This window comes from Nguyenibacter vanlangensis (assembly GCF_013376155.1).
Taxonomy (GTDB): Bacteria; Pseudomonadota; Alphaproteobacteria; order Acetobacterales; family Acetobacteraceae; genus Gluconacetobacter; species Gluconacetobacter vanlangensis.
The window spans coordinates 1-3,505 of record NZ_JABXXP010000298.1; the positions used below are offsets into that span (position 1 = coordinate 1).

Below are 3,505 nucleotides of genomic sequence, written 5' to 3' on the forward strand. Positions count from 1 at the left end.
GGCCGGGCTGGCGGTCGCGGTCAACCTGGCCCCCTTCCGGATGCTGGGCGCCTGGCTGCGCATGCTGCCGGCGCTGTGGGGGGCGGTGCCGGTCTTCTGGTTCGGGATCGCGCTGATCCAGGTCGTGTCTTTCCAGTTGCACCTGATTCCGCTGATCGGCGTGGGACCGTGGGTCGGCATGATCCTGCCCGCCTTGGCGATCAGCCTGCCGGTCGCGGCCCCGCTGGCGCAGGTGCTGCTGCGCGCCGCGGACGACATCCAGGCGCGCCCGTTCGTGACCGTGGCCCGCATGAAGGGGGCGGATCGCGCGCGGGTGCTGTTCCGGCATGTGGCGCCCAACGCGATCCTGCCTTTCCTGACCGTCGCCGGCCTGGTGTTCGGCGAATTGCTCGCCGGGGCGGTGGTGACGGAGACGATCTTCGGCCTGAACGGGCTGGGCCAGTTGACCCAGCAGGCGGTGGCCGGCCAGGACGTGTCCGTCCTGCAGGCCATCGTGCTGATTTCCGCCTTGGGGTTCGTGATCATCAATTTCTGCATCGACCTGCTCTATCCATTGCTGGATCCGCGGCTGCGCGGGAGGCGGGGATGATGTCCGCCCGTATCGCCACCCGCATTGCCGCCCGCCTGGACGACATCCCGCCCGGCCTGCTGCTGGCCTGGCTGTTCGTCGCCATGCTGGCGCTGATGACCGTCTGGCCGTCCGGCTTTACCCATTACAGCGGTATCCGGGGGGCCGCGGCCGAACATCTGCAGGCCCCGGGGCACCGCCACTGGTTCGGGACCGACCAGTTGGGCCGCGACATGTTCGCCCGGGTCGCCTATGGCGCCACCAACACGCTGCGCGCCGCCCTGCTGGCGGTGAGCATCGGCCTGACCGTCGGGGCGATTCTGGGGCTGCTGGCAGGGGCGACCGGCGGGCGGGCGGACAGCCTGATCATGGCCGGCGTGGACATCGTGCTGTCGATTCCCGAATTGCTGCTGTCGCTCAGCATCGTGATCCTGCTGGGGTTCGGCACCGTGCATGCCGCGATTTCGGTCGGGATCGCGCAGATCGCCGGATTTGCCCGGATCGTGCGCGGCGACGCGCTACGCGTGCGGAACAGCGAATTCGTCGAGGCCGCCTATGGCTGCGGCAGCAGCCATGCCGGCGTGCTGTGGCGCCATATCCTGCCGAACTGCCTGTCCAGCGCGGCGTCGCTGGCCGTGCTGCGCTTCAGCACCGCGATCCTGTCCATCGCCACCCTGGGCTTCCTGGGCTATGGCACGCCGCCGCCCACGCCGGAATGGGGCCTGATGATCGCCGAGGGGCGCAATTACCTGGCCACCGCCTGGTGGATGACCAGCTTTCCCGGCCTGGCCGTCCTGTGCGTTTCCCTGGCGGCCTATCGCATCAGCCACGCGATCGGAACGCGGGCATGACGGCGGGCCCGCCCCATGCGCCCCACGTCCTGGATGTCGCGGAACTGGCGGTCTCGTACCGCCAGGGGGCGCGGATCCGCCGTGTGGTGCAGGATGTCTCGTTCGCCGTGCGGCCGGGCGAGGTCACGGCCCTGCTGGGGGAATCCGGATCGGGCAAGACGACCATCGCACGCGCCATCGCGGGCCTGCTGCCGGCCAACGCGCGGCGCGAGGCGGGGCGTATCCGGCTGGGCCCGGACGACATCACGTCCTGGCCGCAAAGGCGGCTGAATACCGTCCGGGGCGTGCGGATCGGGTTCGTTCCGCAGGATCCGTCCAATTCGCTGAATCCGGTCCAGACGATCGGCACCCAGGTCGGCGAGATGTTCCGCCTGCATGACAGGCTGGCCCCGGGCGCGATCCGCGAGCGGGTGACCGCCTTGCTGGACCGTGTGGGGCTGACCGATCCCGCGCTGCGTTTCGGGCAATATCCGCATGAGCTTTCGGGCGGCATGCGCCAGCGGGTGCTGATCGCCAGCGCCATCGCCCTCAACCCCGCGCTGGTCATCGCCGACGAACCCACCAGCGCGCTGGACGTGACGGTGCAAAGGCAGATCCTGGACCTGCTGGACGGGTTGCGCCGCGAATACGGCACGGCGATCCTGCTCGTCACGCATGATCTGGGGGTGACGGCCGACAGGGCGGACCAGGTCATCGTCCTGAACAAGGGCCGCATCTGCGAACGGGGCCCTGCCCTGCCGCTGTTCGCCGCCCCGCGCGAGGATTATACGAAACGCCTGCTCGCGGACCGTCCCGTCTTTGCCGCCGCCGCCCGGGCCGCGCCCCCGGCCGACACGCCGGCGGCGATCACGGTCAGCAATCTGACGCATGCCTATTCCCGCCACGGCGGGGACCGCATGATCCCGCGCGCCGTCGACGCCGTATCGTTCCAGGTCCGCCGCGGCACGACGCATGCGATCGTCGGCGAGTCCGGGTCCGGCAAGACCACGATCCTGCGCTGCCTGATGGGGCTGATCACGCCGACATCGGGCTCGATCCTGGTCGAGGGCACCGAGGTCACCGCCCTGACCGCCCGGACCCGCCGCGCCTATCGCCGCCAGGTCCAGCTTGTCTACCAGAACCCCCACGGGTCGCTGGATCCGAAACATGACGTGCTGCACGTGCTGGATGAGCCGCTGCGCAACTTCACCCCCCTGGGGCGCGCGGCGCGCCGGCAGCGCATCCTGGACATGCTGGACCGCGTCAGGCTGCCCAGGGACATCCTGGAGCGGCGAACGGGGATGATGTCCGGCGGCCAGTGCCAGCGTGTCGCGCTGGCCCGGGCATTGCTTGCGCAGCCGCGCATCCTGGTGCTGGATGAAGTCGTCTCGGCACTGGATGTCAGCGTCCAGGCGCAGATCCTGCGCCTGCTGACCGAATTGCAGGCCGAACTGGGCCTGACCTATGTCTTCGTGTCGCACGACCTGGCCGTGGTACGGCAGATCTCGGACAGCATGTCGGTGCTGCGCCATGGCGTGCAGGTCGAGGAAGGCGCGGCCGAGCCGATCTTCACCGCCCCGGCGACCGATTATACCCGGGCCCTGATCGCCGCCGTTCCCGGACGGAAAGCTGAAAGCGTACACGCATGAAACGCAAGCTCGGCTTCTTCACGCGGCTGCTCGATGACGGCGACGCGGCGACGCGCTACCGCCTGGCCACCGGACAGATCCTGCATGCCGAAGCCCACGGCTTCGACACGGCCTGGGTCGCCCAGCACCATTTCCATGAAAGCGAGGGCGGCCTGCCCGCGCCCTTCGTCTTTCTGGCCCATGTCGCGGCGAAGACATGCCGCATCCGGCTGGGCACCGGCATCGTCACCCTGCCGCTGGAAAACCCGATCCGCGCGGCCGAGGATGCGGCCGTGCTCGACCTGCTGAGCGACGGACGCCTGGAATTCGGCGTCGGCCCCGGTGGCACGGCCGAATCGTTCGAGACGTTCGGACTGCCGGGCAGCGCGCGCAACGCGATCATGGAGCGTCACCTGGCGCTGGTCCGCAACGCGCTGGGCGGCGGCTGCCTGTCGCAGGCGGCCGGCAGCCGGCTCTAT

4 protein-coding genes are annotated in these 3,505 nt (G+C 69.7%); all 4 read left to right on the forward strand.

What is annotated here, in order from left to right; genetic code table 11:
* Positions 1-589: ABC transporter permease (locus HUK84_RS12690; protein ID WP_176640621.1), on the forward strand; the 589-nt coding region annotated here is incomplete at its 5' end.
* Entirely contained in the window at positions 589-1,419 is an 831-nt protein-coding gene (locus tag HUK84_RS12695) for an ABC transporter permease (RefSeq protein ID WP_218064358.1), read from the forward strand. The genes HUK84_RS12690 and HUK84_RS12695, both read left to right, overlap by 1 nt.
* Positions 1,416-3,047, forward strand: coding sequence for a dipeptide ABC transporter ATP-binding protein (locus tag HUK84_RS12700; protein ID WP_176640623.1), 1,632 nt, complete (start codon positions 1,416-1,418; stop codon positions 3,045-3,047). Before HUK84_RS12695 ends, HUK84_RS12700 begins: the two co-directional genes overlap by 4 nt.
* On the forward strand, positions 3,044-3,505 hold a 462-nt coding region (locus HUK84_RS12705), incomplete at its 3' end, for an LLM class flavin-dependent oxidoreductase (RefSeq protein ID WP_176640624.1). The genes HUK84_RS12700 and HUK84_RS12705, both read left to right, overlap by 4 nt.

Coding starts and splice junctions, on each gene's coding strand:
- HUK84_RS12695 (WP_218064358.1), top strand. CDS start 589: ATGTCCGCCCGTATCGCCACCCGCATTGCCGCCCGCCTGGACGACATC.
- HUK84_RS12700 (WP_176640623.1), top strand. CDS start 1,416: ATGACGGCGGGCCCGCCCCATGCGCCCCACGTCCTGGATGTCGCGGAA.